Raw genomic sequence first — 26,784 nt, forward strand, 5'->3', positions numbered from 1 at the left:
TTAATACCTCGCGGCGAGAAGAAGCTGTAGCTCTTTGTGCTGAATACCAAATTTTCTACCCAAATGCGCATTGGTGAGGCTACCTCTATAGGTATAAACACCTTTGAGAAACCATTTATAATTGAAGATCATTTCTTCCGCACCGCCTATTTCTTCCATTTGTAAGATGATCGGGGTAAAGATATTACTCAATGAATAGGATCCGGTATGTGCCACTCTAGAGGCAATATTTGGGACGGCATAGTGGATGATTCCATGCTTCAAGTAAGTAGGGTTTTCATGAGTCGTCGGTACCGCGGTTTCGATACAGCCCCCCTGATCTATACCCACATCTATAATGATGCTTCCATGGATCATATTCGCCACCATTTCCTCAGTAACCACCACTTTATTTCGACCTTTTTCTGCTCGAAGAGCTCCTATGACCACATCTGCCTCAGATAGCGCTTGATTTAAGTTAAAATTGTCAATAGTAGATGTATGGACTTGCTGTCCAAGTAGCTGCTTGATTCGTCGAAGTTTGTAAATATGATTGTCAAAGATCTTAATGTTGGCACCTAGCCCTAAGGCAGTTCTAGCTGCATATTCAGCTACTGTACCTGCCCCAATGATGACTACCTGTGTGGGAGGCACCCCCGTCACTCCCCCTAATATCAAACCCTTTCCGTCATTAACACTGGATAAATATTCCGCCGCTATCAACATCACTGTACTCCCAGCGATCTCTGACATCGCTCTAACCACTGGCATCCCTCCTACTTTATCCTCCAAAAACTCGAAGGCCAGGGCGGTGATTTTCTTTGAATTTAACTTATGAATAAACTCTGCAGACTGCTCTGCGAGTTGAAGTGCAGAGATCAGGCAACTTCCAGAGGTCATATCCTCGATCTCGTTAAGTGTAGGTGGATTAATTTTTAATACTAGGGAAGCTTCAAATGCCTCTTTGGCGGTATAAACTATCTTTGCGCCAGCATCTGAAAAATCTTGATCGGAAAATTTGGCCGGGAGGCCTGCTCCCGTTTCCACCATAACTGTCAAACCATTGTTGGTAAGTAAACCAACTGACTCAGGCGTCAAAACAACCCTTTTTTCTGAGGCAGAACCCTCCTTCGGAATTCCGATGGTGATTTCCTGTTTCCCTTTTTTGGTCGTGACAGGCGCTTCTTGGGTCACCAAACCTGCAGATGCCATCATCTCAACATTACTCGGCATAATTAATCCGTTCTAGTGTTAATTTTCTTTTGGACTCGCCTTGATCTTCAATGGTCAGCTTCACATATTCATCGGGCAAGTACCCTTCGATTTTTCCGGCCCACTCAATCCAGCAAATATCTCCTCCGTAAAAATACTCATCTATTCCGATGTCAAAAGCTTCTAGCGGATTTTCAATCCTGTAAAAGTCAAAATGATAGAAACATTGTCCCGAATCATTAGAATATTCATTTACTATTCCGAAAGTAGGACTACTGACCTGATCTACCACCCCAAATTCCGCTGCCAAATGTTTGATCAATGTAGTTTTTCCAGCTCCCATTTCGCCTTCAAAAACCCAGATTTTATCTTCTGAAAGCTCGTTTTTGAGAGATTTGGCGATCTGAACGATTGATGCCAGATCGTAAACAAGAGAAGTACTAAAAGAAATCATTTTGGCACTAGATGGACTAAGGGAATGATCATTTCTTCCATGGAAACACCTCCATGTTGGAAGGTATCTTTGTAGAAATTGACATAGTAATTGTAATTATTAGGGTATGCAAAGAAATAATCTTCTACCGCAAAAACATAGGCTGAAGAGACATTTAGCTTGGGTAACTTTGCTTCCTCTGGCTTTTTGATCTCAAAAACCTTCCCATCCTCGAAATTCAGATTTTTACCCTGCTTGTACCTTAGGTTAGTAGTTACCTTCTTATCTCCGATGATCCGATAAGGTTTGTTCACGCGCTTGGTTCCATGATCCGTGGTGATGATCACCTCAGCTCCAGCACCTTGGATCCGTTTGATCAACTCCAATAACGATGAGTGCTCAAACCAGCTCTTAGTCAGCGATCGATAAGCAGATTCATCTGGGGCCAGCTCACGAATCATTTTCATGTCTGTCCGAGCATGTGACATCATATCCACAAAATTGTACACCAAAACATTCAGTTCGTTTTGAAGTAGGGCATGAAAGCTATCCAAAACTACCTTCCCTTGATAGGACTGGGTAATTTTGTGATATGAAAACCGATGCGGAATTCTATTTTTTTCCAAGTTAATTTTCAGCCATTCTTCCTCATGGTTATTCTTCCCTTCCTCAGTATCTTCATTTTCCCAAAACTGAGGATAAAAACGGGCCATATCCATGGGCATCATTCCACTAAACAAAGCATTCCTCGCATAGGCCGTTGTGGTGGGCAAGATGCTATAATAGGTTTCCTTCGAGGCAATATTGAAATAAGGCGAAAGCAATGGCTCAATGTCTTCCCATTGATCCATTCGAAGATTATCTATGACAATGACAAAAAGTGGCTTGCCTTCTGAAATTTTAGGAAAAATCTTTTGCTTGAAAACCTGGTGCGAAAAGAGTGGCTTGTTTGGGTTAGCCTCTTTCATCCAGCCCAGATATTCTTCTTTGATAAATCTTGCAAATGCTGAATTGGCCTCCACTTTTTGGGTTTCTAGCACTTCTTGCATGTTTTTATTTTCAGTCGAATCGATCTGCAACTCCCAATAAATCAATTTTTTATAAATATTCGCCCAGTCTTCATGATCTTCTGCATCCCCAAATGCCATACTGATATTCATGAAATCCTGCTGATAATTCATCGTGGTTTTCTCATCTATCAGCTGTCTGTTTTGAAGCAATTTTTTCACCGAAAGGAGAATTTGGCTGGGATTAATAGGTTTGATCAAGTAATCCGCGATTTTACCGCCAATAGCATCATCCATGATATGCTCTTCTTCACTTTTGGTGATCATCACCACAGGAATCTGAGGTTTGATTTGCTTGATCTGCTGCAGGGTTTCCAAGCCAGTCATCCCTGGCATCATTTCATCCAGAAAAATGACGTCAAAATTGTGTTTTTCCACTTCCTCGATAGCATCCACTCCAGAATTAGTGGTGGTAATGGCATAGCCACGCTGCTCGAGAAATAGAATATGAGGTTTGAGTAGATCGATTTCATCGTCTGCCCAGAGAATATGGAATTTTTGAGACATTTGGATTTCTGATTCTTTTGAAATTATAGTTACTTTTGAATGTAATCAAATAAGGCCTCCTTGAAAAGCCATAAAATACTAAATGACCCAGTTTACGGATTTATTACCATCCCAAGCGAGTTAATTTTTACCATCATTGACCACCCATTTTTCCAGAGGCTACGCAGGATCAAACAGCTAGGTTTGACTGACTACGTGTATCCGGGAGCTTTGCATACTCGATTTCATCATGCCATCGGCGCCATGCATCTGATGAGCATTACGCTGGATCAGCTTAGAAATAAAGGTACAGAAATATCAGATGAGGAATACGAATCGGCCTTAATTGCTATCCTACTTCACGATATAGGCCATGGTCCCTTTTCACATGCCCTCGAATACAGTATTCTTCAAGACGTACCACATGAAAAACTATCCATTCTTGCGATTGAGTTTTTCAATCGGGAATTGGGAGGGAAATTAAATTTGACCTTAAGAATCTTTAAGAATCAATATGAGCGAAAGTTCTTTCATCAGTTGGTTTCTAGTCAGCTAGATATTGACCGACTCGACTACCTTCAGCGGGATTGTTTTTTTACAGGAGTTTCTGAAGGAACCATCGGAGCTGATCGAATTATCAAAATGATGGCAGTAAAAAATGATCAGGTGGTGATCGAGGAAAAAGGACTTTACTCCATTGAAAATTTCCTTTCTGCCCGAAGACTGATGTACTGGCAAGTTTATTTGCACAAAACTACTGTGAGTGCTGAAAAAATGTTGATCAATTTGATCAAAAGGGCAAAAGTCTTGGCGAGTCAAGGCGAAGATTTACACGTAACAAAAAGCTTTGAGCTACTGCTTAAAAACGACTTTACCCTTGCGGATTTTGAGCAGAACACCACATTGCTTCGCGCATTTATGATCTTGGACGACTATGACATCTGGGGAGCAATCAAACAATGGCAGTCCCACGAGGATTATGTACTAAGGAGTATTTCGTTGATGTTTTTGGACAGGAAGCTATTCAAAATCAAATTAACCAATGAGGCTATCTCCGATAAAGAGCTTGCCGAATTGAAAGCAAAGACTATTGAAAAATTAAATATTCCGGAAGCTGATTTGCCTTACTTTTTTTCTTCTGGAAAAGTGAGCAATTACGGCTACCTCGCGGAGGATCGAATCAATATTTTGACCAAAAAAGGCGAGGTCATCGATGTGGCGAAGGCGGCAGATCTTCCTAATATCAGAATAATGAGTAAAATCGTAGAGAAATATTACGTTTGCTATGCAAGAACCCTTTAATAACCTAATTTGAAGTAACATGGAGTTTTCACTAGGACAGATCGCAGCTATATTGGGAGGTAAAGTCGAGGGAGATGAAAATCTAAAAGTGTATCGCTTGGACAAGATTCAAGAAGGAGCCCCTGGAGGCATCAGCTTTCTTGCCAATGAAAAATATAGCAGCTTCCTTTACGAGACTAAATCCACAGCAGTAATCATTAATGAAAGCTTTGAACTGACCAAAGCCCATCAAACCAATCTCATTCGTGTTAAGGACGCCTACGCGTCTTTTACTCAGTTATTAGAAGCTTATGATCAGCTTCGAAAAAGTGAAATTTCCGGAGTTGAAGATCCTTCCTACGCAGACCCTTCATCGGCGATTGGCGATAATTGCTATCGCGGTGCCTTTTCCTACATTGGTAAAAACTGTAAAATCGGTACTCAGGTAAAAATTCATCCACATGCGTACATAGGAAATAATGTGACCATAGGAGATCAAACCATTATTGAGGCGGGTGCTAAAATCGCCAGCGACTGTGTCATTGGAAAAAATTGCCATGTACATCATGGAGCAGTCGTAGGTTCAGATGGCTTTGGATTTGCCCCTTTACCCGATGGGAGCTACAAAGCCATACCACAAATTGGCAATGTGGTTTTAGAGGATAATGTAAGTATAGGGGCGAATACCACCGTAGACTGCGCAACCATGGGGTCAACAGTGATCAAGGAAGGGGCTAAAATTGACAACCAGGTTCAAATTGCACATAATGTAGTCATCGGCAAAAACACAGTAATTGCTTCACAGGCAGGTGTTTCTGGTTCTACAAAACTTGGAGAAAACTGCGTAGTGGCCGGTAAAGCTGGAATTATTGGACATTTGGACCTAGCCGACCGGACGACCATAGGAGCAAATACCGGAGTCACCAAATCCGTCAAAAAGCCTGGAACTACCATTTTTGGATACATGGGGATGGAGATGAAAGATTTCCTAAAATCATATTCCCTATTCAAAAAGCTGGGAAGCATGGAGTCAAGGTTAAAAGAACTTGAAAAAAAACCGTAAATTTGCGCGCAATCATTTTGAGAACACCCAGCTGGTGAGGTTTTTGAAAAACCCTCATCCAACGAAGTAGATAGAAGACGATGAAAGTCAAACAGCATACCATCAAAAGGCAAGTAGAACTATCCGGAGTAGGCCTACATACAGGTGTCATATCCAATATGACATTTCTGCCAGCACCTCCAAATCACGGGTTTAAATTCCAGAGGATTGACCTAGAAGGAAGACCGACCGTAGATGCCGACTGTGATCTGGTGGTAGACGTATCACGAGGAACAACACTCGAACAGAACGGAGCCCGAGTTTATACAGTGGAGCATGTTCTTGCAGCACTTGTGGGTTTGGAAATCGACAATGTCTTGATCCAACTTGATGGTCCAGAGCCACCGATTATGGATGGATCTTCTATCCAATTTATTGAGGTACTAGAGGAAGCAGGATTTGAAGAGCAAAATGCATTGCGTCGCTTCTTTGAAGTTCAAGAAAGCATCCAGTATAAAGACTCGGCTCGGGAAGTGGAGATGGTGGCTTTGCCTACAGACAACTACCGAGTTACGGTCATGGTCGATTACAACTCTCCTGTTTTGGGAAGCCAGCATGCATCAATCACTGATATTGGACAATTCAAATCAGAAATTGCTTCCTGCCGTACATTCTGCTTTTTGCACGAGCTAGAGATGCTTTACAACTCCAACTTGATCAAAGGCGGTGACTTGAATAATGCGATTGTAGTGGTAGATCGAGTGGTAGAAGAGAAAGAGCTCGCTCATCTTGCCAAAATGTTTAACAAGCAGAAGGTAGAAGTTAAAAAAGAGGGAATTCTTAACAATGTAGATCTTCGCTACAGAAATGAGCCTGCTAGGCATAAGCTTCTTGATGTGGTCGGAGATTTAGCACTTGTGGGAAGACCCATGAAAGCTCAAATTCTTGCCGCAAGACCAGGACATGCTGCAAATGTAGCTTTTGCAAAAAAACTCAAGAGGGCCATGGAGAAATCCAGCTCTTCGCACATTCCATATTATGATCCAAAGCTACCCCCAGTGATGGATATCAATCAAATCAGCAATATTCTTCCACATCGCTATCCTTTCCAGTTGCTCGATAAGGTAATCTACCTAGACGACAAAGTGGTGGCGGGGGTAAAAAATGTAACCATGAACGAGCCTTTCTTCATGGGACACTTTCCTGGAAACCCAGTGATGCCAGGTGTTCTTCAAGTAGAAGCCATGGCTCAAACCGGAGGAATTTTGGTTTTGAGTACAGTGGATGACCCAGAAAACTATTGGACCTATTTCCTAGGAATAGAAAATTGTAAGTTTAGAAAAATGGTCTTTCCTGGAGACACCCTAATTTTTAAATGTGAGCTACTAGCCCCAATCAGAAGAGGAATTGCCAAAATGCGTGGCGAAGCGTATGTTGGAAACACCCTTGTCTGTGAGGCGGTAATGACAGCCAGTATAACTCGAAAAGAATCATGATCAGTCCAATGGCCTCCGTCGACCCAACGGCAAAACTGGGTGCAAACGTAATCGTGGATCCATTCACAATGATCCATGAGGATGTAGTGATTGGAGATAATACGTGGATCGGACCAAACGTTACCATTTTTCCTGGCGCTCAAATTGGGAAAAACTGTAAAATTTTTCCTGGGAGCGTAATAGCCGGGATACCTCAGGATTTGAAATTCAAGGGAGAAGAATCTACCGTGATCATAGGAGACAATACCACCATTCGTGAGTGCGTCACCATCAGTCGCGGAACAGTGGATAAGCAGACCACAATTATCGGTAGTGGCTGTTTGCTAATGGCCTATGTCCATGTCGCGCACGACTGCGTCATCGGAAATCATGTAATCGTGGCAAACTCCGTTCAAATCGCAGGACACGTTTCCATTGACGACTGGGCCATCGTAGGAGGTTCTAGTGCGGTGCATCAATTCGTAAAGATTGGAATGCACGCTATGGTATCTGGCGGATCCTTGGTTCGAAAGGATGTGCCACCCTTTACGAAGGCAGCCCGGGAGCCTCTATCCTACGCTGGTGTCAATTCATTAGGCTTGAGAAGACGAGGGTTTTCTAGTGAAACCATTGCCCATATTCAGGAAGTATATCGATTCCTCTTTTTGAATAGCATGAATAATAGTAAGGCCTTGGAGGAAATTGAGGTGAATCTACCTGCTACCAAGGAAAGAGATGAGATCTTAAACTTCATCAGATCCTCTGAGCGTGGTGTGATGAAAGGTTACATCAATTAATTCATGTTTTCTCTTCGGGCTGAAGCAATCTCCAAACGATTTCAATATGAATGGATATTCAAGAATATATCCCTCAACCTGAATCTTGGAGAAAGTTTAGCCATCACTGGTGGGAACGGGTCGGGAAAATCAACATTGATCAAAGCAATCAGCGGAGCTATTCCTCTCACATCTGGGAAAATTGAGCAAATCCATAATTCCCACTCGGTATCCCTTGATCTCTGGCATCAAAATCTGGCAATTTCAGCACCCTATCTTGAAGTACCGGAAGAATTCAATCTAAGCGAATTATTGACTTTTCATTTCAAATTCAAAAAACCTCTACGGGAAATTTCCATAGAGGAAATCATTGACATCCTGTATTTAGGTGACCATAGAAATAAGCCGATAAGTCAATTTTCATCTGGGATGAAACAGCGTGTCAAGCTGGCGTTAGCTATTTTCTCGGATGTCCCACTGATTTTGCTCGACGAGCCAACATCTAATTTGGATAAAAAAGGAATCAATTGGTATCAAAAGATCGTATCTACTTATCTCAGTGATAGAATAGTCATCCTAGCCACAAACGAGGAGCGGGAGTACGAATTTTGCAAACAAATAATTGCTCTGGAAGATTATAAATAATCTGACTCTTTGAACTTCCAATTGATTAGTTAATTTTACAACACAATAGCATATTTTATGAAATCTCCATTACTTCGATTTGCAATCCTAGCGATTTTTGTAGCCTCATTTTCTGCTTGTGGCGGAGATGACCCTACACCCCAACCGCCAGCAAAAACAGCAGAGGAGATCGCTGTTGAAAAATTAACTGGCACCAATGGATCACAAACCTGGCAAATCTCAGGTGGCGGATCTGTAACCAGAGATGGTAGAACAGTAACTGACCTCTACACAGACTTTAGACTCGTGTTAAACTCCAGTACCGCCAGAACATATACGTCTTCCAACACCAATGACCTATTTGACGCTAGTGGAAACTGGTCGTTCACCGATGGTACATTCACTAAGTTTGAATTGACTGGAAGTAAGCCTGCAGCTGGAAGAGAGATTAGTTTCACACAAACTGGCGATAACCTCAGACTTGACTTCACTATTCCTGCCCCTGGAGCCCGAATTAATGGAGTCTTTGCAATAGCAGGTTCTTACACCTTTAACTTGAAAAAGAATTAATTTTAAACTACACCAATGATTCAAAAGGAGCTCGCAAGGCTCCTTTTTTATTTGAGCTTTACGAGGGTAACTCCAGCTCCTCCACGATCAGCATGTTCATCTTGGATTTGCTCTACATTTTTCATCTGTCGCAGGAGATTACGAGTAATGTCACGAAGAACACCATTTCCCTTACCATGGACGATTCGCAAGTCCTGAATTCCGTGCATAAATCCCTTGTCAATGAAGCTTTCGATCAATTGAATCACCTCTTCACTTCTTTTGCCGCGAAGATCTAGGCTCGGGGAAAAATCCATAATACTCAGCCTGCTTCCTCCCTTTCCTGCAGCAATTGCCTTTTTTTCCTTCTTGACCTCAGTCTTTGATATCCGTTCGAGTCGATTGAGTTTGACCGTGGACTTCAAATCTCCTATGGAAACCTCCGCCTCCTTGGCACTCAATGACATCACTTGCCCCACTGTGCCGTTATCCTTGATTCTCACCCAGTCATCTACTGAAATAGCCCCACCTATCACCTGAACTTTTTCTGATTTTGTAATAGTCTTGGTTGGTTTGACCGTTTTTTTGAAGTCTTCAAGCTCCTGACGTACTTTCTTGGTACTTTCCTTCTCTGCCTTCTGCTCTTTAATTTCGCGAATGGTACTTTCTATCCTTCGATTAGCTTGGTCCAGCAGATGTTTAGCTTCTTGTTTGGCCTCCTGCAGATATCGTTTTTTTGTGTTTTCTAGGGTTTCCTTCAGCTCATTGTATTCCTGAAGTCTGACCTTGAGTAATTTCTCCTTCGCTGTGACCTCCTTCAAAAGCTTCGCGTAGTCATTTTTCTCGTTTTCCAGTTGGGTCAAAAGACGATCATACTGGACACGTTTATCACCTATCTTCTCCTTGGCCACCTGGATAATTTCTTTACGAATCCCAATCTTCGTCGCGATCTCGAGCGCAAAAGAAGAGCCTGGTTTTCCTATCTCTAGCTGGTACATTGGTTCCAACTTCTTTACGTCATAGCGCATGGCGCCATTGATCATACCAGGATGCTTATCAGCGATTTGCTTCAAGTTCCCATAATGCGTAGTGATCACACCAAAAGCCCCTGCCTGATTGAGCGAAAGCAAAATAGATTCTGCAATGGCACCGCCAAATTGTGGCTCAGTTCCAGTTCCAAACTCATCAATAAACAGGATCGTTTTTTTATCGGAAAAATTCGTAAAGTGCTTCATACTCATCAAGTGTGAGCTGTACGTACTTAAGTCATTTTCCAAGTTTTGTTCGTCTCCAATATCAATGAAAAAGTTGTTGAAAAGACTGCTTTTGGAATTTTCATCAACCGGTACCATCAATCCGCACTGCAGCATGTATTGTAATAGTGCCACTGTTTTCAGCGAAACAGATTTACCACCAGCATTTGGCCCAGAAATCACAAGAAGCCTTTGGTTTCCGGCCAATTCGATATCAAGGGGTACAATTGATTTCCCTTGAGATTGCAGCGCCAACTCAAGAATTGGATGCCTTGCTTTGATAAACTTAAGTTGCCTAGTACGTAAAAGTTCGGGACGGCTAGCATTCACTTTAATAGCGAATTTTGCTTTGGCCCGAATGAAGTCCATCAAACCAAGATAGTTTGTCGCCTTTCTCAATGCAGGAATGGAGGGACGAAGTTCATTGGTCAGGGCAGTAAGAATTCGGATCACCTCTCTCCGCTCCATGTACTCCAGATCGCGAATTTCATTGTTGATATCGAGGGCTTCTTCGGGCTCCATAAATACCGTCTGTCCCGTAGACGATTCATCGTGGATAAACCCTCTAAGTTTCCGCTTATTTTCTGCCAAAACCGGGATAACCAATCGCCCTCCACGAATAGTAATCGCCGAATCATCAGGGGTTAACCCTTTGGCCCGAGCTTCCTTAAAAATTCGCTCCATAATCTTCCGAAGCCGCCCTTCTTCGTAGATTATTTGATTTCGGATCAATTGGAGCTCCCGTGACGCATTATTCTTCAACTTCCCTTTTTCATCGATCACATTGTCAATTTCCTTGAGAAGTTTAAGGTCCAAATCTAAAAGTAAGCCTAGCAAATCAGCTAAGACGGGGTATTTGTCAGGGAATTTTTGGAAAAAACCAATACAGCCTTTCAGGGTAAAAAGAGAAAGTTTAACCTGATGAAATTCTTCCTCGTCCAGATAGGCACCTTCTAGCTTGGCCTTTTCTAGATATGGGGTAAGATCGGTGAAATTGGAACTGGGAAAATTCTCTCCACTTGTGATGATTTGGGTAAACTCCTTGGTCTGGTCTAAAAGTTTATTGACCAAATCATAATTAGACGAAAAGGCTAATTTATCGACATAACTCTGCCCTAGGGGGGAGTTACATAGCTCTTTCAACAGAGCCTGAATTTTGACAAAGTTTATTTTTTGTTCGATCGAACTCGGGTAAATCATTTAATCTGCTGTTCTGCGGCTTGAATGGTTTGTTTTTTTGACAAAGAGTCCACGACTCTTCCATACACCTCATCCATCAACTGTGGATCTTTCAGGTAAAAAAGCAAACTCTGAGTGAAAACTGAATCTGACACTTCATGTTTTTCAAAAACCTCTTTTTCTAGCAAAGAATATACAACTTGCGAGGAATCGTAAGGAATGGGCAAAGAACTAGCAATTCCTTCGGTGATATGAATATCTACCAAAATAGTAACCAGCTGATCCTCAGAAATTACGTAGTCAGGTTTATCTGAATTTCGGCAAGCAGCTACAAAAATTAATAGGAATGCGATAGACAGGAGTTTTCTCACAGGTCAAAATTAGGCTTTTTTAACTGAAATTCTTTCTACCGTATCTATAAGTACAATTTTAAAATTGACCTGACCTCTTTAACTTACGCAGTCAAATTCAATACTGAATGAATCAACTATTTAGCAAACTTAGAAAATACGAAATAATGATCCGAAAGGTGGCCAATAACCATCTCCAGGGTGATTATCAGTCCATTTTTAAGGGCGCAGGCCTTGAATTTGACGATCTCCGACCTTATCAATACGGAGATGACATACGAACCATCGAGTGGAAAGTTTCTGCCAAAGGTCATGGTACCTTTGTGAAGACCTTTCGTGAGGATAAAGACCAATGCGTGTACTTCCTTCTAGATATCAGTGGAAGTCAAGACATAGGCGAAGTTGGAAATAAAAAGATCGATCAGGGTAAAATCATTTCAGGAGTACTCACCTTGGCCGGTATTTTTGAAGGAAGTCAAGTGGGACTGATTAGTTTCTCTGATCAAAAAGAAAAGTTGGTTCTCCCAGGAAAGGGGATGAAGCAAGGTGTGAAAATGCTTCGTGGAATTTTTGAGCATGAAAACAAATCACTCAAAACAGACCTCAATGCCATGTTTACCTTTTCATTGAACTTGATCAAAAAGAGGAGTATCATTATAGTAATCTCTGATTTCATTGATGAAAACTACGAGCGCCCATTCAAAGCCTTGGCAGAAAAGCATGATCTAGTTGCCATTCAGCTCACTGATCCACGCGAATCGGCTTTACCTTCACTGGGAATTATTCCGGTCTTTGACAAAGAAAAAGGAAAAACCACTTGGGTCAATACTGCCTTTGGGAGCTTTTCAAATAAGATCACGGAAACCTTTACTACGGAAAGAGATCGGTTGAAAACCATTTGTAAGAAGAATCAGATCAACTATCTGTCTATCGATACCACCCAGGATATCGTCCTTCCCCTGATCGAAATGTTTAAATTCAGAAATAAAAGCATGAAACGTGGCTAAACTACTTACCGCACTATTTCTGCTTTTCCTTCCATTTATTGTTTCCGCACAGCAAGTGAATGTAGAAGGATATTTCCTCCAAGATTCGGCCATGCTGGGTGAACGCGTAGGCTATGTTTTGAAGGCTCAATACCCAGACACTTATCAAGTGCTCTTCCCCGATTCATCTTATGGCTACGGAGATCAAGTCCTCCTCGAAAAGCAAGTGTTTGGCTCCTATACAGTCGATGGAATCACCTCGGATAGTGCAGTATATTTTATGTCCAATTTTTCTTTGGACCCAAGCATTTTCGTAGCCTTACCCGTCTATGAGATTTTACCCTTTGACAGTATTCCGCATTTTCCGCTGGAGGCGGAGCTCAAACTCAAGCTAACCATAGATAGCATTCCTGAGCAGCTTCAATTCAAAGAAAACAACGTCTATCAGCCTCTTGCGAAAGAAATCAATTGGATTATCGTTGGGCTCTGGGCAGGAGCAGTACTAGCCGTCCTAGTTATTCTTTACTTGCTCTTTGGAGATCGCATACGCAAATTTATTGCCGAGCGAAGTGAAAAAAGAAGATGGAAGAAATTTGAAAAAAGGTGGATATCCAAAACTGCATTGCTATCCAGTCAACCGAGTATTGACCTAGCAGATGAAATAGTCGGACATTGGAAGTGGTACATGGAGCGCCTGACCAAGAAGCCCTATCAAGAATGGACTTCGAGTGAGATTAGTACCAAGATGGATGATAAAAAAGTCTTTGAAGCTTTGCGAGGGATAGACATGATCATATATGCCGGACATACGCCGGCAAGTCAAGAATCCACAGACTATCTGCTAGAGGTGGCAAGAAAAACGTACCAGGAAAAAGTAACCAAGATAAAGAATGAGCGAGCAGTTTAACGAATTCTTCAGCTGGGCCTGGTTTTTACCTGAGACCTTTCAAGGTTACGAATGGGCGAACTTTTGGGCCTTAAACTTACTTTGGCTGATCCCCCTCTTGATGGTGATCCGCAAGTTTGTGAAATTTCTCAAAAACCCCGTTTTGGAGCTCTCCTTGCCCAAGCAAGTGAGACAGACCAACCCTTGGATCCTTCTTCGTTTTATCCCGACGTTTTTTTTCTTTTTGAGTTTGATTCTCATCATCATTGCTTTAGCTAGACCGCAGCGAAGCAATGAGCGCGTAGAGCAATTTACAGAGGGAATCGACATCATGTTGGTGATGGATATCTCTGAGTCAATGGACTTACAAGACTTCAAGCCTAATCGACTAGAAGCAGCAAAAAACACAGCTATTGACTTTATAAATGGACGATTTGGTGACCGAATTGGTATGGTTGTTTTTGCTGGAGAGGCATACTCCCTTGCCCCACTAACTAATGATTATGAGCTTCTTACAGATCTTATTCAGGAGATTTCGTTTGACATGATGGAGGCGAAAGGTACGGCTATTGGCTCTGCAATTGCATCTGCAACCAACCGTATGAAAGAGTCCGAATCTGTTTCTAAGGTCCTTATTTTACTTAGTGATGGAGAAAGTAATGCAGGAAATGTAGACCCACTTTTTGCAGCAAATCTGGCATCAGCATTAGAAATAAAAATCTATACGATCGCCGTTGGCAAAGACGGAATGGTACCCTATGGTACGGACTTCTTTGGTAGACCTCAAATGGTGGAAAGCTACTTAGATGAATCCACCCTTCGGGAAATTGCAAAAATCGGCAATGGCGAATTTTTTAGAGCCTCTGACGGTAATGCGCTCGAAAGTATTTTCGATCGAATCGATACACTGGAAAAAGCTGAAATTGAAGAAAATCGCTACAAGGAGACTTCAGACTATTATCGAGTCTATCTTTTCTGGGCTATGTTGGCTTTTTTCGCCTGGCTTGCACTGAAAAGTACTTTCCTAAACAATTTCCTTTTAGACTGATTCGGAAAAGGTTTTTTCCTTCCAAGATTGCAATCTCGGATTCATCAAATTAAACCAAAGCGGAGGAATCAAGGCAACCAAAATCATGGCCGAATAGCCCGCAGGAAGTTGGGGACTTTCTTCAACATGATCCAAAACTTGGTATCGCTTATGCGCGGAAGCATGGTGGTCTGAGTGACGCTGCAGCTGAAAAAGCAGGAAATTACTCACGATATGACTCGCATTCCAAGAGTGTAAAGGAGTGACTCGCTCATAGAAGCCTGAAGGAAGTTTTTTTCGTTCCATTCCATAGTGTTCTAAATAGTTCACCATCTCAAGCAGGCTAAAACCTAAAACACTTTGAACCAAAAAAAATACGGGTACTTGCCAAACGAAATACCCCTGCATTTGGGACAATAAGAGGGTGACTAGGCTGATGAAAAAAATCGGCAACAGAGCAAACCAAACCATTTCATTCTTCATCGACCAAACCGATATACCCTTTTTCGTGAGTCGATCCTTTTCGATTTCCCAAGCACTTGTATAACCTCCAGTCACGGACCGATACCAAAAAGAATAGAATGTTTCTCCAAAGCGACTAGTCGCTGGATCGTCAGGTGTAGCTACTCGCACGTGATGGCCTCGATTGTGCTCGATAATGAAATGCATGTAACACACGGTCATCAACAAAACCTTTGCATAAAACTGCTCGATTTTCGTGTTTTTATGACCCAACTCATGAGCTACCGTAATACCTATTCCACCAGTGACTAAAGCGGTTCCTGTGGTCAGAGAAATCCACTCTATCCAACTCAAGTCTGCCATGGCAACAATATAAAATGCCCATCCTAGGACTCCCAATTGCACATAAACCCAGAAATAGGTTACAAATCGATAAAAAAATGCTTTGGTCTGTTCACTTATCTCTCCCTTCGGAACATTTCTTTTGTCGGTACTCAAAATAAAGTCCATCAAGGGGACAAGTCCGAAAACAAAAAGATGAATAAACCAGTGCCCAGCCCCTCCCAGGTAATATCCCCAAATCAATAAAATGGGTAAAATCAGCGCACTAAAGAATCCTATTTTCTTCATTCCAAACATTCCTTTTTATACAAACTTCAGGAAATATACTAAGTATTCTAACCAGGATAGGCATGCTCGATTTATCCATGACTTTTATCAGTTTTAGTACTTATACTTCGCAGGGTTTTAGCCAGACTAAACTAGCAATTTTGAGCAAATGAAAGCTATGGTAGCCCAAGAAAAACTGATTCAAAAGTATAACCTTCCTGTTCCAAGATATACCTCCTATCCCACTGTTCCCTTCTGGGAAAATCAGATGAAAGGGGATGATTGGCATTCTTTGGTCCATCAAGCATTTCAACTCTACGGCAAGGAAGATGGCATAGCTTTATACATCCATTTTCCATTCTGCGAGAGTCTCTGTACCTATTGTGGGTGTAACAAGTACATCACCCGTAATCATGAGGTAGAGCAAACTTACAGCGATAGTCTGCTCAAGGAATGGAAAGGTTATCTCAAGACTTTCGGTGAAAAACCTAGAATCAAAAGTCTCCATCTAGGAGGAGGCACACCTAGCTTCTTTTCTCCAGAAGCACTCCAAAAAGTACTGGGTACAATTTTAGAATCATGTGAAATTGACCCCGCGAAGGAATTTAGCTTCGAAGGGCATCCAAACAATACCACTTCTGAACATTTGAGAGTATTGAAATCCTTGGGGTTTGATCGGGTGAGTTTCGGAATCCAGGATTTTGACCCAAAAGTTCAGGAGGCCATACACCGGATTCAGCCTTTCGAAAAAGTGGCCGAGGTAACCGAAGCCGCCAGAAATCTCGGCTTTACCTCTATCAATTTTGACCTGATTTATGGGTTGCCACATCAGACACAAGAAACACTTCAGGCGACCTTTGGAAAAGTGAAAGAGCTTCTTCCTGATCGAATCGCATTCTATAGCTATGCCCATTTACCTTCAGTTTTTAAAGCTCAAAAGAGTTTTGAATCCTTTTTACCCAAGGAAACAGAAAAGCGCAAGCTTTACGAATTTGGGAAGTCTCTCTTGAAAGACTTTGGATATGAGGAGGTGGGAATGGACCATTTTGCACTTCCACATGACCCACTTTGTCTTGCAAAAGATATGGGTACTCTTCATAGGAATTTCATGGGCTACACACTTTCTCCAGGTAAAATCATGATTGGTCTAGGAGCGAGCAGCATCAGTGATGTCTATTTGGGCTATGCCCAAAATGAAAAAAATCACAAGACGTACAATCAACAAATCGCTTCTGCTGAAAACATCATACAAAGAAATCATCGAAATAGTGAATTGGATCTTTTGACAAGAGATTTGATTTTAGACTTAATCTGCAGGCATGAAGCCGAGATTCCAGCAAAAATCTGGGATGAACTTCCTTCTTTGAATCGCAGAAACCTAGAGGAAATGGAGCAAGAAGGATTACTTATACGAAAAGAGAATCAGCTGGTGATCTTAGAGCCAGGAATCGCTTTCATTCGAAATATCTGCTTCCAGTTCGATCTAAAAATGCTTGAAAGGAAGGAAGTCACTGTTCAGTTTAGTAAATCCATTTAGGATTAGTTACACATGGTGATTTCTATTTTTTCACTTCCATAATCGTGAATTAGCTTTGGGCTACCTTGAATCCCCAAGCCTAGTCCCCTAAAAATGAAGAGAACACCAATCACCAGTCCTACATAAGGAATGGCACGTTGAAACTTCATCCGCATGGTTACCGAAAGTAGATTGCCCGAAAACATCAAAACCAAGAGCATTGGAATAGTACCCATCCCGAAGAAAAACATGTACGTGGCACCCATCCAAGGGCTTTGAAGTCCAAGAGCCGCTACCAATGCCATATAGACCATCCCGCAAGGCAGGAGACCATTGAGCAAACCGGTGAATAAAAAGGCTTGAGCACTTCCAGCTTTAAGCTGATTACCCAAGTTTCCCTTTACCCAAGCAACCAATGAAGATAAAGCAGGGACGGTTAGATATTTATCAGCTTTCTTATAACTCAGAGAAAAGACCACAATCAAAACTCCCATCCCTATGGACACTCCCTGCTGTACTCCGGCCAAAGAAAGCGAAAAACCCAGCCCTCCTACCAATAGTCCTAAACCAGCATAGGTAATGGCCCGACCGAAATTATAAAGTATTTTTTTAGCAATAAAGGTCTGATTAGAAGAGCCACCAACAGCCATGGCAATAGGTCCGCACATTCCAATACAGTGGAATGAACCTAAAAAACCTAATACGACGGCCGTCCAGAGCATATTAAAGATTGATTTTCTTTTCCTCGTAAAACTCCTTCCCATCTTCTACCCAATGCAATTGGACTCTCCAATAGCCAGGTTTCAGCTGATCGATTGGAACGCTCATTTTTTGCTCGGAGGAAACGCTGAAATCTAGTTTTTGATCCAATGTCTCATCTGAAGGCCGAAATAGCTCGAGCTGGGCATTTGTACCCTTTGGAAGGTCAAAAAGCAAAACTTTCTCCTGAGCATTGAAGCTAATTACCTCTCGATCTAGCCTATTGGCAGAAGTTTCTCGGTCTATTTGAGATTGATAATCGATCTCTTTCTCGTAATAATCTTCAGTCACTAGTTCAATACCAGTCATTCGTACTGATATCACCACCATTGTCATGATCACTACGACAAAACCAATAATCGCCAATACTATTCCATGTCCCCAATTCATATTCTTGTTTGTTTATTTCTGACTCAATGGAGCCATAAAACTTGTGCTAATTTTATCAATTTCTTCGCCGTCATGCATCAAAGCAATTTTGACATTTTCTTGGCTGACGCTCACCTTGCTTTGATCCCTTAACAGAAAAAAGCGGCCTTCAAACTTTGACTGTGGCTCCAATACCCATTCCTTTTCCCCAATGATTTCCAAGCTCATTCCATCTGCCAAAGGCACCAAGGATACTCGCTGAGGTTCAAATGTCTTGTTGATCAAAGTAATATCATACAAGTTGGAAACTAATCCATCATCTCGCTCCTGATAGGTCATTCCTGGAAAACGAGTAACCGTTCCTTGAAGTACATCACGCGTGACGATCAAGGACACAAACGCTACGACCAATATGCTCAAGATCACCATATAGCCTTTGACTCTACCCGTGATTAGTTTTTGAAATCCTTCCTGAATACTATTTTCAGATGCGTACCGGATCAAGCCCTTTGGACGATCCACTTTGACCATCACATCATCACAAGCATCTATACAAGCTGTGCAATTGACGCATTCCATTTGGACACCATTTCGGATGTCAATTCCGGTAGGACAAACTTGAACACAGAGATTACAATCCACACAATCTCCCAAGGCAGTAGCCGTTTCTACTTTTGTCTTTCTAATAGGACCTCTAGGCTCACCTCGGACATAATCATACATGACGTTGATGGAGTTATTGTCCAGCAACACTCCTTGGAGCCTTCCATAAGGACATACTACCAAACAGGCTTGCTCACGAAACCAGGTGAAGACAAACATAAATATTCCTGAGAAAGCAATCAGTCCGATGAATCCAGCCATATTAGCCGTGGGCGGTTGAGTAACAATCTCTTTCACTTGATCTATCCCAATAAGATAGGCCATCACTAAGTGCCCAATCAAAAGAGAAAAGATTCCAAAGATTACAATCTTCGATCCCTTTTTGAGCATTTTTTCTGTAGTCCAAGGACCCTCATTCAAGGCGCGCTGTTGGTTCGCATCTCCTTCGATCAAGTATTCTATTTTTCGGAATACCATTTCCATAAAAAGTGTCTGAGGACAAGCCCATCCACACCAGACACGTCCAAATACGACAGTGAATAGAATGATAAAGACGAAAAAAATTAGGAGCAAAAACACGAGTAAATGGGTATCCTGTGGCCAAAATGGCGCTCCAAAAATGATAAATTTTCTCTCGAAAATATTGAAGAGCATATATGGCCTACCGTCAATTCGGATAAAAGGCCCCGCGAATAAAATAGCCAGAAGGAGCCACGAAACGTAGGTTCTATACTTATAAAAAATTCCAGAAACCTTTTTGGGATAAACCCAATTTCTTTTTCCGTCTTCACGGACGGTAGCCAAGGCATCTCTAAAAGACTCCGGATTCAAATGTGGATTTTTCTTTGCCATGGTTGGTAATTTTATTGCCGGAGATCGTGATCTCCGGCAATAAGAATTTAATTAGTTGCAGTTGCTGTGCTATCAGCTTCGACTACCTCAACCTCGACAGGAGCTGCCTCGGTGTATAATTCACCTTGGGCTTCCTTCGGAGCAGCTGGTGTAGTTCCACGCATTGTGAAGATGTAGCTTGAAACCTGCTGAATCTCTTCAGGGCTCAACTGGTCTTCCCAAGGAACCATTCCCTTTTCTACTACTCCGTACTTCACTACAGAGAAAATATCGGAAATAGATCCACCATGAATCCAATAGTCATCAGTAAGGTTCGGTCCTACTCCACCACCCCCATCTTGAGCATGGCAGGCAGCACAGTTCCCTTCGAAAATACTCTTGCCACCGGCAAGTGCAGCTGAGGACTCATCGAATACTACGGTGGTCTCATCAATACTTGCAAGCATATTGGCTTGCCGCTCTTCGGCAGCGATGGCTTCTAGCCTTAGTTCCTCTTCGTATTCTTCAATGCCTGTTTTGCCTATTCCCAAAACAGAATAGTTAACAAAATAGAACACTGCAAATACCGCAGTACCAAGAAATACATATTGAAGCCATGGAGGCATGAAATTATCCAACTCATGGATCCCATCGTAGGAGTGATCAGCCATTAATTTGGCTTTTTCATCTTTACCATAGGCTTCATCCACTTTACCTGTTACAAAGCGCTCTTTAAAAGTCTCCCACCAAGAAGGTTCATCTGCAAGGGCAGGATTTTCTTTCTTCAAAACCGTAGCCATAAATGACATTAGGTAAATCATCAGAATTAGCAAGAGCAAAATCACGCCCAAAACTACCCCTAGGATAATCAATAGAGTTAGCTGATTAGGGTCCATGGAAGCAAGTGCTGAGGTAGATTCCTCTTGGGCCATAGCACCCGTACTTAGTAGCCCCAAAAGGGCACATATTGCAGTTATTTTCTTCTTCATGGCGTTGGATTTAAGGGTTCGTCTTCCTCAAAAGGAAGACTCTCCATATGTTTGACATAGCTTTTAGGCACTCTTAGTACCCATATCACCATACCCAGGAAGAAGGCCACAAAGATGACCAAAGAAATCGCTGGGTAGATTTCTATATTATCGATTGATCTTAATACTTCTTTATACATGACAGTCGTGGTTAGTTGCTTTCAGCCGTTGGGGCTTTGATATCCGTTCCTAATCTCTGCAAGTAAGCGATCAATGCCACTATTTCCGTATTTGGCATGACCTCGATTCCAGCATCTTTCAGATTCGCAACTACCTTATGCGCTTGAGCTTCAAGATCTGCAGTCGCTTCTTGATCAAATCCTTCTGGATAAGGAACACCTAGACTTTGAAGCGTCCTGATTTTTGCAGGAAGATCCGAATAGTCATTCTCGTTGGTAGCCATCCAAGGATAAGGAGGCATTAAGGATCCCGGAGACATACTCCTTGGGTCAGTCATGTGGAAATAATGCCAGCTATCTGGATATTTCCCTCCTTCTCTATGAAGATCCGGACCAGTTCGTTTGGATCCCCAAAGGAATGGTCGATCATAGACAAACTCACCCGCCTTAGAATATTCTCCATAGCGTTCAGTTTCAAATCTGAATGGTCGAATCATCTGAGAGTGACAACCCACACAACCATTTTCTATGTACAAGTCTCTACCCTCCAATTCTAAAGGAGTGTAAGGCTTCACTGAGCTGATAGTTGGGACATTTGATTTCACCAAAATAGTAGGGATGATTTCGATTGCTCCTCCGATCAAGATGGCGATAGTGGCTAATACAGTGAAAAAGACAGGCTTTCTCTCCCATGCACGATGCCAAAATTCTCCTTTTGGATTGTAATTTTTGGCCAAAGCTGGTGCAGAATCTTCCTCTGTCGCTTGGAATTCACCTTGCTGGGCAGTTTTGATCATATTATAACCCATGATCACAGCACCACTCAAGTAAAGTAATCCACCTACTGCACGAAGCATGTACATCGGTACAATCTCAACTACAGTCTCAAGGAAGTTACCATAAGAAAGTCTTCCCATCTCGTCAAATTCTCTCAACATGAAGAATTGAGTCAAAGCAGCAACATAAAGTGGCAGTGCATAAAAAATAATTCCAAGCGTTCCTAACCAGAAGTGAGTATTTGCCAGTTTAGTCGAATAGATTTTGGTCTTCCACATTTTAGGCCATAGCCAGTATAACATACCAAAGGTCAAAAATCCATTCCAACCCAAACCTCCAATGTGTACGTGACCTACAATCCAATCCGTGTAGTGTGCAATGGCATTGACATTTTTCAAGGACAGCATAGGACCTTCAAATGTCGCCATACCATAGGCTGTGATCGCCACAACCATGAATTTCAAAACAGGATCTGTCCGTACCTTGTCCCAAGCTCCTCTTAAGGTCAAAAGACCATTGACCATGCCACCCCAAGAAGGTGCAATCAACATCACAGAGAAGGCCACACCCAATACTTGCGCCCACTCAGGAAGTGAGGTATAAAGCAAGTGGTGAGGACCAGCCCACATGTAAATAAAGATGAGTGCCCAGAAGTGAACGATGGATAATTTATAAGAATAAACAGGTCTATTTGCAGCTTTTGGCAAGAAATAGTACATCAAACCTAGAAATGGAGTGGTCAAGAAAAATGCAACCGCATTATGTCCATACCACCACTGCACCAAGGCGTCTTGTACGCCTGCATAAGCAGAGTAACTTTTGAATAAACCCACTGGCAGCGCGAGCGAATTAACAATGTGAAGCACTGCCACAGTGATAAACGAAGCCAGGTAAAACCAAATGGCCACATACATGTGTCGCTCTCTTCTTTTGACGAGGGACCCGATCATGTTAGCTCCAAAGGCTACCCATACAAGAGCGATCGCAATATCAATAGGCCATTCCAGCTCCGCGTATTCCTTAGAAGTGGTAAGGCCCAAAGGAAGCGTAATCGCCGCTGCCAAAATGATTAATTGCCATCCCCAGAAGTGGAACCAGCTCAAGGCTTTGCTAAACATCGGGGTTTTCAGCAATCTGGGCATGGAGTAATACACTCCAGCGAAGATGGCGTTACCCACAAATGCGAAAATTACCGCATTGGTGTGCAAGGGACGAATCCTACCAAAAGTAGTGTAGGGGTTTCCCAGATTGGCCTCAGGCAAAAACAACTGTGTGGCGGCTATTAACCCCACCAGCATGCCGACAAGGCCCCAAATGAGAGTGGCTGCTCCAAAGTACTTGACAATTTTATTGTCGTAATGGAACCTCTCCAGCGTAGTATCATTCATAGGACTTAGGTTTTGTTGGTTGATCTTTTTTACTTTCTTTTTTGTGTTGGTTCTCGAATAAAATGCGAATCGCAGGTGTATGGCTGTCATCAAACTGACCATCTTTGTTTGCTTTGAAAAACAAAAACAGAAAGCTCACTGCCAGCACCATACTTATCGCTATCAATAGAAATATTACTTCCATTAGTTTTTGCTTAAAGTGAGTAACCCATGCCGATAGGCTAGGATATTGGTGGATAAAGTCGTGAATACCACGACTGAAATACTACTTAGAGGCATCAAAATCGCGCAGAATACTGGACTCAAAAGCCCTTGAACAGCGAATGTGATTCCTATGACGTTGTATGCGATACTTAGTCCAAAACTTGCTTTGATCACTCGTTGAGTAGATTTGGCAAAGGCTAAAAATTTTGGAATTTGACCAAAAGCCTGAGCATCCAATATTCCATCACTCGCAGGGGAGAAATGGCTCACCTGATCAGTGATCGCAACACCTACGTCACTCATATGGAGTGCTCCTGAATCGTTCAATCCATCCCCGATCATCATAGTCTTGGCTCCGGTCCCTTTGAGTTGTTGGAGATACTCCAGCTTATTTTTTGGACTCTGATCGAATCGATATTCTTTGATTTCAGGAAGTTTGGCAGAAAGGGTCCTTAATTCATGCGAATGATCTCCAGAAAGTAGATGAAGCTCATTACCCGGAGCTAATTCACGAACCACATCACTCGAATCTGCCCTAAGCCCGGATTGAATTTCAAAAAATCCTATCAATTGATTTTCAACACTAAAGCAAACTATATTCCCACTTTCGATTGGATTTTTTAATTCAGAATTGGTGAAATCCACCGAACCTAATTTTACATCTTGACCCAAATAGGCCGCTTGAAGTCCAGCCCCTTTGATTTCTTTTAGGTTATCTAGTTTTTCTGACTCAAAAGCACCCAACCATTGATTGATTCGATTACTCAACGGGTGAGTAGAATGCTCAACGAGTGCTTTTAGGATACTTTTGCTTTTCTGAGATAGTTCTGCTCCATGGAAGGTAACCGATGCATTTGCCGTGTCAGTGAGTGTTCCGGTTTTATCAAAAACAACAGCATTGATATCAGCAATCCGCTCGATAACTTGGGTGTTCTTTAGATAGAACTTATTCCGTCCAAATATTCGAAGTGTATTTCCCAAAGTAAATGGAGTGGACATCGCTAAGGCACAAGGACAGGCTACAATCAATACCGAGGTAAAAGCCTTAACTCCAATACTCAAATCTGTAAATGCCCAAAATGCCAGCGCTGAAATAGCAATTCCTAGAACAGTCCAGGTAAAGACTGCACTGATTTTATTTGAAAGAGGGACTAAACCTTCGGCCTTATCCTTTTCGAAAGACTCATTGTTCCATAGATCGGTCAAATACCCTTGAGAAGGAGATTTTTGAACAGTAAGCATGATTTTCTCCCCCCTCTGTCTACCACCAGCATAGATCAACTCCCCTTTTTTAACTTTCACTGGAACTTCTTCTCCAGTGACGAAGCTGTAATCAATGTAGGCCTCATCTGAAAGCAAAATACAATCTGCCGGTACCAACTCTTCATCCCTAACCAAAAGCACATCGCCTACTTCCAACTTCGTAAGGACGATTACTTCCTCCTGATCTTTATTGAGGCGGGTAACAGAAATTGGGAAATAAGCCTTATAGTCACGATCAAACTCCAAGGTGGCGAAGGTCTTTTGTTGGTAGATTTTTCCTAATAACAAGAAGAACAGAAGCCCTCCTAGGCTATCCATATATCCAGCTTGCTGATGGATAAAGATTTGCCAAAGAGAGTAAAGAAATAAGGCAATAATCCCCATGACAATAGGTACGTCCATATTGATCTGCTTTCTCTTTAAGGAATTCCATGCGGATAGGTAGTAGTCATTAGCCGCATAAAAGACTATAGGTAAGGAAAGAAGGACATTCAAATAATTGAACAAGCCTTGAAAACCTTCCCCAAGTAATTCCCTTTCAGAAAAATATTCAGGAAGGCTAAATAGCATCATATTTCCAAAGCAAAATCCAGCTACTGCCAGCCTATTGATGGTCTTTCTATCAGCCTTTGGCTTCTGCTTACCATCCAAATCGGAAAGGTTTATTTTAGGCTCATATCCTAAGCTGGAAAGTAATTGTACCAATTCTTTTAAGGTGATCTTTTCATGAGCGATACGGATCTGAACCTTTTTTTTCACTAAGTCAACTCGACTCCCGATTACACCTGTATGGATTTGATTTAAATTTTCAAGCAACCAAATACATGATGCACAATGGATCAATGGAATGTAAAAAGTGTAGTGACTTTCCTCTGAATTTTTGAAATCCAGTAATTTCTGCTGAATGTTTTCATCCTCCAAATAGTCGAAACGATTGGATCTTGAATTTTTTGCCTTTTGACTTTCCCCTGGAAATGATTCTATATCGTAGTAAGCACAAAGTTCATTTTCGGCCAAAACCTCATAGACTAGCTTACATCCCTGACAACAAAAAGCCTTATCATCAAACCGAATTGCTTCATTTTCACAATCTTCACCGCAGTGAAAGCATTGCTCTTTGACGATATTTGGATGGGGAGTACTCATTTAATTCTTACTATAAAACTATCAGGGAAATGGTGCGAAAAACATGATGAAAATCAGCTAATCTTATGACTTACACAGTTAGGTAAAATGAGAGACGATCACTCCATATTTCACCTTTATAGAAATGAAATAAAACCTTAGCAAGGTCTGCCTGATAGTTCTTGGTTGTTACCAAAAGGGTACAGTTTCGCTTAACGGCATAGGACCAGAAATCACCAATTCTTAAAAAATTAAATTTGATAAAGCTCGTTTCATGGGTTGCCTTCGATACCAATTGAATGATTTCCTGTTCTTCCTTGATTTTTGATTTTGGAATAAAAGAAGGAGAGATTATTGTTGCTCTTGATTTTGTGATTAGGTTCCCAAAAAGCTTGATGAAATTCTTTATAACCATGGAAGATTGTTGTGTTCCATCATAATGCAAAAGCAAGTGCTCTGTAGAAAAATCCTTTACATGAAGCAAAACCGGGATTTGACAGACTTCCTTTTCTAAAGGTTTCGGTAAACTATGACCATGAAGCCAGTCAAGCGTTTTGTATAGATCAACCGTAATCAAACTAGGCTCATCCCCGTGCTGACAGTCTTTATTTCGATTACTACCCGGTTTGAAAGTTGATTCGAGAACGGAGCAATAGCTCTCATTGAGAATTTCTTCTGGCAATTCAAACTGTGCTACGTAATCAGACTTAACCTCCATGGAAAACTTATTTCTTCAAAACTAATTCGAAGTCCTAAGGGCATGGTTGACCAAAGCTACCGTTGGATATGATAAAAATCATATTCTGAAAAAATTTATGAAAAGGTATTATCTAGTTCAAACTTAGGGAACGAACAAATATGAACTCCAAACAAGGGGAAAAGCAGAGCCCTTTAGCATAAAAATGTCGAATTGAGTAAACCAAAAGGCGGTAATTGATCTTGGACACCTCCATTTAGTATTTAGGTTTGTGCTTTGGAGGATCTAGTTTGTTTTGTCAAAAAGTCTGAAACGCAAAAAAGCCAGCTAGATAGCTGGCTTTTAAATAATGTGGCGGCGACCTACTCTCCCAGGTGTAACCCCAGTACCATCGGCGCTGCAGGGCTTAACTTCTCTGTTCGGGATGGG

General features: G+C 41.8%; 25 protein-coding genes and 1 rRNA gene. 10 read left to right on the top strand and 16 right to left on the bottom strand.

The genetic code is table 11. The annotated features are described in order from the left end of the window. From ACFOSV_RS17060 to porX, 3 genes are read right to left on the bottom strand one after another with little or no spacing between them, the layout of a single operon-like run. Positions 1 to 1,212, bottom strand: a complete 1,212-nt coding sequence (locus ACFOSV_RS17060) for an alanine dehydrogenase (protein WP_377907262.1) — start codon at positions 1,210 to 1,212, stop codon at positions 1 to 3. Further along, the gene (gene tsaE / locus ACFOSV_RS17065; protein WP_377907263.1) at positions 1,202 to 1,645 is read right to left on the bottom strand and encodes a tRNA (adenosine(37)-N6)-threonylcarbamoyltransferase complex ATPase subunit type 1 TsaE; all 444 of its coding nucleotides are present in this window, start codon (positions 1,643 to 1,645) and stop codon (positions 1,202 to 1,204) included. The genes ACFOSV_RS17060 and tsaE overlap by 11 nt, the downstream gene beginning before the upstream one ends. Next, positions 1,642 to 3,198, bottom strand: a complete 1,557-nt coding sequence (gene porX / locus ACFOSV_RS17070; protein ID WP_377907265.1) for a T9SS response regulator signal transducer PorX — start codon at positions 3,196 to 3,198, stop codon at positions 1,642 to 1,644. The genes tsaE and porX overlap by 4 nt, the downstream gene beginning before the upstream one ends. A gap of 60 nt (positions 3,199 to 3,258) precedes the next feature. Here porX and ACFOSV_RS17075 point away from each other — a divergent pair, with 60 nt between their 5' ends. The 6 genes from ACFOSV_RS17075 to ACFOSV_RS17100 all read left to right on the top strand — a co-directional run bounded on the left by ACFOSV_RS17075 (position 3,259) and on the right by ACFOSV_RS17100 (position 8,945). Continuing rightward, on the top strand, positions 3,259 to 4,479 hold the full coding sequence (locus ACFOSV_RS17075) for an HD domain-containing protein (protein WP_377907266.1): 1,221 nt from the start codon (positions 3,259 to 3,261) through the stop codon (positions 4,477 to 4,479). Between the two features lie 19 nt (positions 4,480 to 4,498). Further along, positions 4,499 to 5,521: a UDP-3-O-(3-hydroxymyristoyl)glucosamine N-acyltransferase gene (gene lpxD / locus ACFOSV_RS17080; RefSeq protein WP_377907267.1), complete on the top strand. Its 1,023-nt coding sequence runs from the start codon at positions 4,499 to 4,501 to the stop codon at positions 5,519 to 5,521. A gap of 80 nt (positions 5,522 to 5,601) precedes the next feature. After that, positions 5,602 to 6,996 carry a bifunctional UDP-3-O-[3-hydroxymyristoyl] N-acetylglucosamine deacetylase/3-hydroxyacyl-ACP dehydratase gene (locus ACFOSV_RS17085; protein ID WP_377907268.1) on the top strand — a complete coding sequence of 465 codons (1,395 nt, stop codon included), beginning with the start codon at positions 5,602 to 5,604 and terminating at the stop codon, positions 6,994 to 6,996. After that, a complete protein-coding gene (lpxA, locus tag ACFOSV_RS17090; protein WP_377907269.1) occupies positions 6,993 to 7,772 on the top strand; it encodes an acyl-ACP--UDP-N-acetylglucosamine O-acyltransferase in 780 nt (259 codons plus the stop codon). The genes ACFOSV_RS17085 and lpxA overlap by 4 nt, the downstream gene beginning before the upstream one ends. 3 nt (positions 7,773 to 7,775) lie before the next feature. Continuing rightward, a complete protein-coding gene (locus tag ACFOSV_RS17095; protein ID WP_377907270.1) occupies positions 7,776 to 8,396 on the top strand; it encodes an ABC transporter ATP-binding protein in 621 nt (206 codons plus the stop codon). A gap of 57 nt (positions 8,397 to 8,453) precedes the next feature. Continuing rightward, complete coding sequence (locus ACFOSV_RS17100) at positions 8,454 to 8,945, top strand: hypothetical protein (protein ID WP_377907271.1); 492 nt, start codon at positions 8,454 to 8,456, stop codon at positions 8,943 to 8,945. A gap of 47 nt (positions 8,946 to 8,992) precedes the next feature. On the opposite strand, the gene ACFOSV_RS17105 is transcribed toward ACFOSV_RS17100, so the two are convergent. Beyond that, on the bottom strand, positions 8,993 to 11,377 hold the full coding sequence (locus ACFOSV_RS17105; RefSeq protein ID WP_377907272.1) for an endonuclease MutS2: 2,385 nt from the start codon (positions 11,375 to 11,377) through the stop codon (positions 8,993 to 8,995). Next, a complete protein-coding gene (locus ACFOSV_RS17110) occupies positions 11,374 to 11,727 on the bottom strand; it encodes a DUF4296 domain-containing protein (RefSeq protein ID WP_377907273.1) in 354 nt (117 codons plus the stop codon). Before ACFOSV_RS17110 ends, ACFOSV_RS17105 begins: the two co-directional genes overlap by 4 nt. A 107-nt stretch (positions 11,728 to 11,834) precedes the next feature. Between ACFOSV_RS17110 and ACFOSV_RS17115 the strand changes: the two genes are divergently transcribed. Genes ACFOSV_RS17115 through ACFOSV_RS17125 form a run of 3 tightly spaced genes read left to right on the top strand, consistent with a single transcriptional unit; the run spans position 11,835 to position 14,626 of the window. Next, positions 11,835 to 12,713 (top strand): DUF58 domain-containing protein, encoded by an 879-nt coding sequence (locus tag ACFOSV_RS17115; protein WP_377907274.1) that lies wholly within the window; start codon positions 11,835 to 11,837, stop codon positions 12,711 to 12,713. Beyond that, positions 12,706 to 13,599 (top strand): hypothetical protein, encoded by an 894-nt coding sequence (locus ACFOSV_RS17120; RefSeq protein WP_377907275.1) that lies wholly within the window; start codon positions 12,706 to 12,708, stop codon positions 13,597 to 13,599. The genes ACFOSV_RS17115 and ACFOSV_RS17120 overlap by 8 nt, the downstream gene beginning before the upstream one ends. Further along, positions 13,583 to 14,626, top strand: a complete 1,044-nt coding sequence (locus ACFOSV_RS17125; protein WP_377907276.1) for a vWA domain-containing protein — start codon at positions 13,583 to 13,585, stop codon at positions 14,624 to 14,626. Before ACFOSV_RS17120 ends, ACFOSV_RS17125 begins: the two co-directional genes overlap by 17 nt. On the opposite strand, the gene ACFOSV_RS17130 is transcribed toward ACFOSV_RS17125, so the two are convergent. Further along, positions 14,618 to 15,697 carry an alkane 1-monooxygenase gene (locus tag ACFOSV_RS17130; RefSeq protein WP_377907277.1) on the bottom strand — a complete coding sequence of 360 codons (1,080 nt, stop codon included), beginning with the start codon at positions 15,695 to 15,697 and terminating at the stop codon, positions 14,618 to 14,620. The two genes, ACFOSV_RS17125 and ACFOSV_RS17130, sit on opposite strands and share 9 nt — an antisense overlap. Before the next feature lie 148 nt (positions 15,698 to 15,845). On the opposite strand from ACFOSV_RS17130, the gene hemN reads away from it, so the two are divergent. Beyond that, positions 15,846 to 17,213: an oxygen-independent coproporphyrinogen III oxidase gene (gene hemN, locus ACFOSV_RS17135; RefSeq protein WP_377907278.1), complete on the top strand. Its 1,368-nt coding sequence runs from the start codon at positions 15,846 to 15,848 to the stop codon at positions 17,211 to 17,213. A gap of 2 nt (positions 17,214 to 17,215) precedes the next feature. Here hemN and ACFOSV_RS17140 read toward each other — a convergent pair whose 3' ends face one another. From ACFOSV_RS17140 to rrf, 10 genes are all read right to left on the bottom strand, one after another. After that, entirely contained in the window at positions 17,216 to 17,914 is a 699-nt protein-coding gene (locus tag ACFOSV_RS17140; protein ID WP_377907279.1) for a sulfite exporter TauE/SafE family protein, read from the bottom strand. A 1-nt stretch (position 17,915) separates the two neighbouring features. Next, positions 17,916 to 18,341, bottom strand: coding sequence for a FixH family protein (locus ACFOSV_RS17145; RefSeq protein ID WP_377907280.1), 426 nt, complete (start codon positions 18,339 to 18,341; stop codon positions 17,916 to 17,918). A gap of 12 nt (positions 18,342 to 18,353) precedes the next feature. Next, positions 18,354 to 19,775 carry a cytochrome c oxidase accessory protein CcoG gene (gene ccoG, locus ACFOSV_RS17150; protein WP_377907281.1) on the bottom strand — a complete coding sequence of 474 codons (1,422 nt, stop codon included), beginning with the start codon at positions 19,773 to 19,775 and terminating at the stop codon, positions 18,354 to 18,356. A gap of 47 nt (positions 19,776 to 19,822) precedes the next feature. After that, the gene (locus tag ACFOSV_RS17155) at positions 19,823 to 20,743 is read right to left on the bottom strand and encodes a cytochrome c (RefSeq protein ID WP_377907282.1); all 921 of its coding nucleotides are present in this window, start codon (positions 20,741 to 20,743) and stop codon (positions 19,823 to 19,825) included. Further along, a complete protein-coding gene (locus ACFOSV_RS17160) occupies positions 20,740 to 20,922 on the bottom strand; it encodes a cbb3-type cytochrome c oxidase subunit 3 (protein WP_377907283.1) in 183 nt (60 codons plus the stop codon). Before ACFOSV_RS17160 ends, ACFOSV_RS17155 begins: the two co-directional genes overlap by 4 nt. An 11-nt stretch (positions 20,923 to 20,933) precedes the next feature. Beyond that, positions 20,934 to 23,066 carry a cytochrome-c oxidase, cbb3-type subunit I gene (ccoN, locus tag ACFOSV_RS17165; protein WP_377907284.1) on the bottom strand — a complete coding sequence of 711 codons (2,133 nt, stop codon included), beginning with the start codon at positions 23,064 to 23,066 and terminating at the stop codon, positions 20,934 to 20,936. Then, positions 23,059 to 23,250, bottom strand: a complete 192-nt coding sequence (gene ccoS / locus ACFOSV_RS17170; RefSeq protein WP_377907285.1) for a cbb3-type cytochrome oxidase assembly protein CcoS — start codon at positions 23,248 to 23,250, stop codon at positions 23,059 to 23,061. The genes ccoN and ccoS overlap by 8 nt, the downstream gene beginning before the upstream one ends. Next, positions 23,250 to 25,679 carry a heavy metal translocating P-type ATPase gene (locus ACFOSV_RS17175; protein WP_377907286.1) on the bottom strand — a complete coding sequence of 810 codons (2,430 nt, stop codon included), beginning with the start codon at positions 25,677 to 25,679 and terminating at the stop codon, positions 23,250 to 23,252. Before ACFOSV_RS17175 ends, ccoS begins: the two co-directional genes overlap by 1 nt. Positions 25,680 to 25,749: 70 nt before the next feature. Further along, positions 25,750 to 26,376: a hypothetical protein gene (locus ACFOSV_RS17180; protein WP_377907287.1), complete on the bottom strand. Its 627-nt coding sequence runs from the start codon at positions 26,374 to 26,376 to the stop codon at positions 25,750 to 25,752. A gap of 328 nt (positions 26,377 to 26,704) precedes the next feature. Further along, positions 26,705 to 26,784 (bottom strand): 5S ribosomal RNA (gene rrf / locus ACFOSV_RS17185); the annotation flags it as partial.

Origin of the sequence: Algoriphagus namhaensis, from assembly GCF_042649705.1 — a bacterium.
Taxonomy (GTDB): domain Bacteria; phylum Bacteroidota; class Bacteroidia; order Cytophagales; family Cyclobacteriaceae; genus Algoriphagus; species Algoriphagus namhaensis.